The sequence below is a fragment of the Streptomyces calidiresistens genome, assembly GCF_014141525.1.
In the GTDB taxonomy this organism is placed as follows: domain Bacteria; phylum Actinomycetota; class Actinomycetes; order Streptomycetales; family Streptomycetaceae; genus Streptomyces; species Streptomyces calidiresistens.
The window spans coordinates 1-6,560 of sequence record NZ_VKHS01000258.1 but is presented as its reverse complement, the minus strand read 5'-3'; the positions used below and the strand labels follow the sequence as shown (position 1 = coordinate 6,560).

The window sequence follows — 6,560 nt, the reverse complement described above, 5'->3', positions numbered from 1 at the left end:
GCGCTCCCCCTGGTCGCCGACCCCGCCGAGGTGGCCCCGACCCTGATGGGTACCCGGCAGGCCACCCTCGACCCGGTGCGGTGGGACGCCCTGCGCGAGCACTGCGCGGCGCACGGGGTCACGCCCTCGGCCGCGCTGTTCGCCGCGTTCGGGGTCGCGATCTCCCGGGCCTGCGGACACCGGCGTTTCCTGCTGAACACCCTGCAGTTGAACCGGCTGCCGCTGCACCCGGACGTGCCGCGTCTGGTGGGGGCCTTCTCCTCCACGATGCTCGTGCCGGTGGATCTCCCCGCGGCCCCGCTCTTCACCGATCTCGCGCGGATCGCGCAGCGGGACCTGGGCGAGGCGATGGCCCACAACCTGGTGACCGGGGTGGAGGTCTCCCGCGAGCTGGGACGGCGGCTCGGCACCCGACGACCGGTGGCACCCGTGGTGTTCCAGTCCACGCTCGGGGTGGACGCGGCCCTCGGCAGCGAGGTCCCCGGAGAGGCCGGTCCCCTGGGGGTCATCGACCTGGCGAGTCACCACCAGCAGTTGCGCACCCCGCAGGTCGCCCTGGAACTGCGCCTGTTCGAGCTGCGGGGGGAGTTGGTCATGGTCTTCTCGCTGGTGGAGGAGTTGTTCGACGCCAAGGACGTGGACGCGCTCTTCGCGGAGGTGACCGGACTGGTCGAGTCGCTGGTGACCGGTGACGGCTGGGCGGCCGGGGTTCCCCTGCCGGAGGCGGTGGACGCGCCGCGGGACGGGGCGTCGGGCGCGCCCTCCCGCCTGTCGGTTCCCACCCCGGTCACGGCGGCGTGGGACGGCGCGGAGACGCCGGGCGCTCCGCGGGGTGCCCTGGAGGAGGAGGTGGCCGCCCGCTGGAGCGAGTTGCTGGAGCGCCCGGTGACGGACCGGGCCGCCGACTTCTTCGCGCTGGGAGGCGACTCGCTGCTGGCCGTGCGCATGCTCGCGGCGCTGGCGCGGGACGGAAGGGGGCGGGTGACGCCCCGTCGCTTCCTGGAGCGGCCCACCCCCGCCGGGTTGGCCCGGGCACTGACGGAGCCGGCGGGCGACTGAGTCCGAGCGTGCGGGGCGGGAGGGCCGCTCTGGTCCTCCCGCCCCCGCACGCCCTGGTCCTCCCGGCGCCTCAGCCGCCGAGACCGGCGTCCTCCCGGAAGAGCTCCTGGTCCAGCCACACGGCGGCGCGCGCCCCGTCCGCCGCACCGGTCACCACGAAGGTCAACGCGTCCGGCAGGGCGGCCAGGCGTGCGGTGTCACCGGCGGCGAAGAGGCCCGGCACGGAGGTGCGTTGGAACTCGTCCACCCGCACCAGGCCGTCGGGCAGCAACTCGGCGCCCAACCGCTCGGCCAACGGGGAGCGCTGTCGGGTGGGCGCGCGGTGGTACACGGCCTGCCGCTCCAGCACCCCGCCGTCCGCGAAGACGACACGCACCGCCCCCTCGCGGCCCTCCACCCGGGCCACCGGGCGCTCGTCCACGGGTATCCCCGCCTTCCCCAGGGGACCGGCGGCCTGTTCGGGCACCGGCCTGCCGTCGGTGCACACCACCACGTCCTCGCCGAAGCGGTCGGCGACGTACAGGGCCTGCATGACCTGGGCCGGCTCGTGGCCGAGTACGGCCAGCGTCATGCCCCGGGTCTCCCAGCCGTGACAGAAGGGGCAGTGGTAGACGCCGCGTCCGAAGAGGTCGGACAGGCCCGGCACGGTGTCCACGACATCCCGCTGGCCGGTGGCCAGCACCAGTTTCCGCGTCCGGAGCTCCTCGCCGCCGGCCAGTTCGAGGACGAAGCCGGGTTCCGCCCGGACCGCTCCGGTGACGACGGTCTCCCGCACCTCCACGTCGTAGGGCCGCAGTTGCTCGCGGCCGATGCGGCGCAGCTCACCGGGCGGGGTGCCGTCCCGGGTGAGGAGCATGTGGGTTTCGGCGGCGGGTGCGTTGCGCGGCTCCCCACCGTCCACCAGCAGCACCCGGCGGCGCTGTCGACCGGAGACCAGCGCGGCGTTCAGGCCGGCCGGTCCGCCTCCCACCACGATCACGTCGTACATCCGTCGTCACCCTTCCGGTGTTCCCCGAGGCGCGCCCTCGCGCACCAATTGACAATGCATATCATTTTCATGTGGTGCCCGTCCCGGGTGCCGGGAGAAAGGAGACCGCCCATGCGGTGGGAGTCGGCGATCGGTGTGCTCGGCGGATACGGGGCGGTCGGTGCGGCGGTGGTGCGACGTCTGGTGGCGGCCGGCGCGGGACCGGTCCTGGTGGCCGGCCGCGACGCGGCCCGGGCGGAGGACCTGGCCCGTCGGGCGCGGGCGGCCGGGGCGCCGGTCGGGGCGCTGCGCGCCGACCTCGACGATCCGGACTCGCTGGACGCCTTCGCGGCCCGGTGCCGTCTGGTGGTCAACTGCGCGGGTCCGTCCTACCGGGTGCTGGACACCGTGGCCCGCGCCGCCCTGCGGGCGGGGGCGGACTACGTGGACGCCGCCGGGGACGATCCGGTGGCGGCGCGGCTGCGCGATGTCGGGGAGGAACACGCCGGACGGGTGGACGGACGGGTCCTGGTGCTGTCGGCCGGCGCGCTGCCCGGCCTCTCGGGCCTGATCCCGCGGGCGCTCGTCGCCCGGGCGGAGAACCCCGTGCGGCTCGACGCCCACCTGGGCGGAGTGGCGCCGCTGACCCCCGCCGCGGCCGGTGACGTCCTGCTCGGCCACGGTCCGGAGCACGGGATCCCGTCCGCGGCCTGGCGCGGGGGCGGGGTGCGCGAGCGCGTGCTGCCCCCGCTGCGCGACATCACCCTGGATGCCTTCCCCCGCCCGGTCGGGGCCTTTCCCTTCCTGTCCACCGAGGCGGTGCGCCTGGCCGGGGCGACCGGGCTGGAGGAGGTGAACTGGTACACCGTCTTCGGCGGCGAACGCCTGGCGGAGGAACTGGCGTTGACCCGGGCGCTGGAGGGCACCGACACCGCCCCGCTCGTCGCCGCCGCGGCCGAGGACGTCGCGCGCCTGGGGGCCTGGTACGGCCAGGAGTTCCGGTTGTGGGAGGGCTCCGTCGAGGGGCCGCACTCCCGGACCGCGGTGCTGCGGGCGGAGGATTCCTACGAGTTGAGCGCCTTCCTCGCCGGCGTGACCGCCCTGCGGGTCCTCGACGGCTCGGTGCCGCCCGGGGTTTCCCGCGCCGCCGAGGTCCTGGACCCGGAGGCGACGGTGCGGGCCCTCGCGGCCGATCGGTGCGCCGAACTCGTTCTCTCCTGAGGGAAACGGGGCGGACGGACGCCCCGGGCACCGCGTGGGCTCCGGCCCCGGGAACGTTCCCGGGGCCGGAGCCCACCCGGTGGGGGAGCGGCGGGGGTCAGCCGATGCCGTCGGTCCCCAGACCGCTGAGCATCTCGGTGATCCGCTCGGACGCCTCCCGGCCGGCGACGGCGGGGTCGGCACCACCCAGTACCGCGCTCTGGTAGGTCTTGATCGGGTTGTCCGCCTCGACCATGCCCCAGCGGGGGGACTGCGGGGTGGCCCGGCCGTTGCGCGCGCCCTCGGTCATGGCGGCCGTGCCGGGATCCTCGCTCACGGCGTCGGCCAGGGTGGTGCGGTTGGGCACCAGGCTCATGCTCCGCGCCAGTTCCGTCTGCCAGTGGTCACCGGTCAGGGTCTTGACGAAGTCGTAGGCGAGCCGGCCGTGTTCCGACGCCTCGGTGATGATGAGGTTCGACCCGCCGGTGAAGACGGCCCCCGGGGTGTCGGCGTCGGGGCCGGGGACGGGGAAGAAGCCGATCTTCCCCTCCAGGGCGGGGTTGGCCTCCAGGATGGTGCGGGCGGAGCCGGGGGTGGAGATGATCTGCGCCACCCGACCGGAGGCGAACACCTCCTCGTGCGGGGGATTGGCCTCGTCGGCGTCGCGCGGGCCGTCGCCCAACTCGTGCAGGTCGGCGTAGAACTCCATGGCGCGGGCGGCTTCCGGGGTGTCCAGGGCGCCCCGCCACTGGCCCCCGCTCTCCAGGGCGAGTTCGCCGCCCTCGTCCCAGACGAAGCCGGCCAGGACGTACCAGTTCTGCCCCGGCAGGTAGATGCCCTGCTGACCGGACGGCTCGTCCAGGAGGCGAGTGGCCTCCAGCCACTCCTCGCGGTCGGCGGGCGGTTCGGTGATGCCGGCCTCCTCGAAGAGGTCCGTGCGGTATATCACCACGCGGTTGGCGGCGTAGAAGGGGATGCCGTACTGGTGGCCGTAGACCCGGCCGGGTTCGGCGAGGCCGGGCACCCAGTCGTCGCCCTCGAGGTCGACGACCTGGTTGGTGAGGTCCCGCACCCCACCGACGTCCACGTACTGGGCGACCTGGGTGTTGCCGACCTCGATGACGTCGGGGCCCTCGCCGGTGAGCAGGGCCTCGGTCACCTTCTCCCCGATGCCTCCCCACTCCTGGACGGTGACCCGGACCTCCACCCCCTCGTGTTCCGACTCGAAGTCGTTCACCACGCGGTCGATGAACTCCTCTCCGGCGCTGTGGTTCATCATCCAGACCTCCAGGGTCCGGACGTCCCCGTTCCCACCGGGGAGGACGCCGCAACCGGTGAGCAGGGCGCCGGTGGCGAGCAGGCCCACCGGCCTGCCGAGGGTGTGACGTGTGGTGGTTCTCAAGATCGCTCCCGATGGCGGATAAAAGGGAAGTCGTTCAGGTCCATACCAATTGGTATGGACCTGTACGGTCCGTCACGAGGGTAACCCCTGGTGACGTGCGCCCCCTGGCTCGGGGGCGGTTCCCGCTGCTCCGGTGGGGGTTGTGCACTTGCGTGCAAGTTGCAATAGTGGTCGATCATGAACAGGGATGATCGGATGAAGGTCCGAATGATGCGTGGAGCGATCACCGCGCTGCTGGTCGGGGCACTCGCCGGCACCGCCTGCTCCGCTCCCGGGGGGAACGGCGACGAGGGGGGCGCCGCCGGCAGCGGTACCGGACATTCCCTCGTGGTGGGCATCGCCACCGAACCCGACACCCTCAGCCCTCTCCTGGGATACGGGAAGGACGGCAACTCCAAGATCTTCGACGGGTTGTTGAGCCGGGACGTCAACCTCGACCTGGTGCCCGCCCTCGCCACCGATCTCCCCGAGGTGAGCGGGGACGGCCTCACCTGGACCTACACCCTGCGCGAGGACGTCACCTTCTCCGACGGCTCCCCCTTCACCGCCTCCGACGTCGTCTTCACCTACGAGACCATCCTCGATCCCGGCACCAACAACCCCGCCAGGGACGAACTCGCCGCCCTGGATCGTGTGGAGGCCGTGGACGACCACACGGTCGTCTTCACCCTCTCCCACCCCTACGCGCCCTTCGCCGAGCGCACCGTGCTGCCCATCGCCTCCGAGGAGGCGTTCGGCGACCAGGACGTCAACACCGGCCCCTACAACACCGCTCCGGTGGGCACCGGCCCCTACACCGTCTCCTCCTGGAGCCGGGGCGAGCGGATCGTGCTCGAGGCCAACCCCGACCACTGGGGTGGCGCGCCCGCCGTGGAGCGCCTCACCATGGCGATCGTCCCGGACGACGACGCCCGCGCCACCCGCCTGCGGGCGGGTGAGCTGGACGCGGCGGTCCTCCCGCCGCGGCTGGCGGCCGGCTTCGCCGACGAACCCGGCCGCGTCGTGATCCACGCGGAGAGTGCGGACTTCCGGGCGGTGACCCTCCCCACCGGCCACCCCGTCACCGGTGACATCGCCATCCGACGCGCCCTGGACATCGCCGTGGACCGCGAGGCGATCGTGGAGGCCGTCCTGGACGGCGCCGGGGCCGTCGCCCACGGTCCGGTGCCGACCGCGAGCCCCTGGTTCGCCGAGGGCACCGAGCGGCCCCGGGACCCCGGGGAGGCCGCGCGCATCCTCGACGAGGCCGGCTGGGAGATCGGCGGGGACGGCATCCGCGAACGCGACGGGGAGCGGGCCGCCTTCACCCTCTACTACCCCTCCGGCGACCGCCTGCGCCAGGAGCACGCCCTGGCCTACGTCTCCGACGCCCGGGAGATCGGCATCGACATCACGGCCGAGTCCGCGAGCTGGGAGGTCATCGCCCCCGCCATGGACGACCACGCCGTCCTCAACGGCGGCGGCAACCCCACCGACCCGGACTTCGACCTGTACGGCCTGCTCCACTCCGAACTGGCCGGTGACGGCTGGAACAACATGGCCCGCTACGCCAACCCCGCGGTCGACGAACAGTTGGAGATCGGGCGTCGCACCGTGGTGGAGGAGGAGCGGCGCGAGGCCTACGAGGCCGTCCAGCGGGAACTGCGCGACAATCCCGGCTACACCTTCCTCACCCACATCGACCACGTCTACGTCATGAACGACGAGTGGGAGAACGTCACCACCCAACTGGAACCGCACGACCACGGCCTGGGCGCCGGTCCCTGGTGGAACATCGAGGACTGGCAGCCCCGCTCGTGACCTCCCCCGCGTCCCCCGCGCCGACGGCCGGGCCGCCCGGGGTTTCCCGCGCCGCCGAGGTCCTGGACCCGGAGGCGACGGTGCGGGCCCTCGCGGCCGATCGGTGCGCCGAACTCGTTCTCTCCTGAGGGA

General features: G+C 73.4%; 6 protein-coding genes. 4 read left to right on the top strand and 2 right to left on the bottom strand.

What is annotated here, in order from left to right:
- Positions 1 to 1,059 (top strand): phosphopantetheine-binding protein (locus tag FOE67_RS12635; protein ID WP_228473825.1); only part of this gene is annotated, 1,059 nt, incomplete at its 5' end.
- A 70-nt stretch (positions 1,060 to 1,129) separates the two neighbouring features.
- Here the strand turns inward: FOE67_RS12635 and FOE67_RS12630 are convergent.
- Positions 1,130 to 2,047: an NAD(P)/FAD-dependent oxidoreductase gene (locus FOE67_RS12630; protein WP_182663636.1), complete on the bottom strand. Its 918-nt coding sequence runs from the start codon at positions 2,045 to 2,047 to the stop codon at positions 1,130 to 1,132.
- A 111-nt stretch (positions 2,048 to 2,158) separates the two neighbouring features.
- Between FOE67_RS12630 and FOE67_RS12625 the strand changes: the two genes are divergently transcribed.
- Positions 2,159 to 3,247, top strand: coding sequence for a saccharopine dehydrogenase NADP-binding domain-containing protein (locus tag FOE67_RS12625; protein ID WP_182663634.1), 1,089 nt, complete (start codon positions 2,159 to 2,161; stop codon positions 3,245 to 3,247).
- 97 nt (positions 3,248 to 3,344) lie between these two features.
- Here the strand turns inward: FOE67_RS12625 and FOE67_RS12620 are convergent, their stop codons facing one another.
- A complete protein-coding gene (locus FOE67_RS12620; RefSeq protein ID WP_228473824.1) occupies positions 3,345 to 4,628 on the bottom strand; it encodes an extracellular solute-binding protein in 1,284 nt (427 codons plus the stop codon).
- Between the two features lie 195 nt (positions 4,629 to 4,823).
- Between FOE67_RS12620 and FOE67_RS12615 the strand changes: the two genes are divergently transcribed.
- Both FOE67_RS12615 and FOE67_RS30035 read left to right on the top strand, forming a co-directional pair.
- Complete coding sequence (locus tag FOE67_RS12615; protein ID WP_182663632.1) at positions 4,824 to 6,428, top strand: ABC transporter substrate-binding protein; 1,605 nt, start codon at positions 4,824 to 4,826, stop codon at positions 6,426 to 6,428.
- The gene (locus FOE67_RS30035) at positions 6,425 to 6,556 is read left to right on the top strand and encodes a hypothetical protein (RefSeq protein WP_267133326.1); all 132 of its coding nucleotides are present in this window, start codon (positions 6,425 to 6,427) and stop codon (positions 6,554 to 6,556) included. Before FOE67_RS12615 ends, FOE67_RS30035 begins: the two co-directional genes overlap by 4 nt.
- Positions 6,557 to 6,560 lie beyond the last annotated feature (4 nt).

Excerpts from the sequence above, each read along its gene's own strand:
- FOE67_RS12630 (WP_182663636.1), bottom strand. The coding sequence starts at position 2,047 with ATGTACGACGTGATCGTGGTGGGAGGCGGACCGGCCGGCCTGAACGCC.
- FOE67_RS12625 (WP_182663634.1), top strand. The coding sequence starts at position 2,159 with ATGCGGTGGGAGTCGGCGATCGGTGTGCTCGGCGGATACGGGGCGGTC.
- FOE67_RS12615 (WP_182663632.1), top strand. The coding sequence starts at position 4,824 with ATGAAGGTCCGAATGATGCGTGGAGCGATCACCGCGCTGCTGGTCGGG.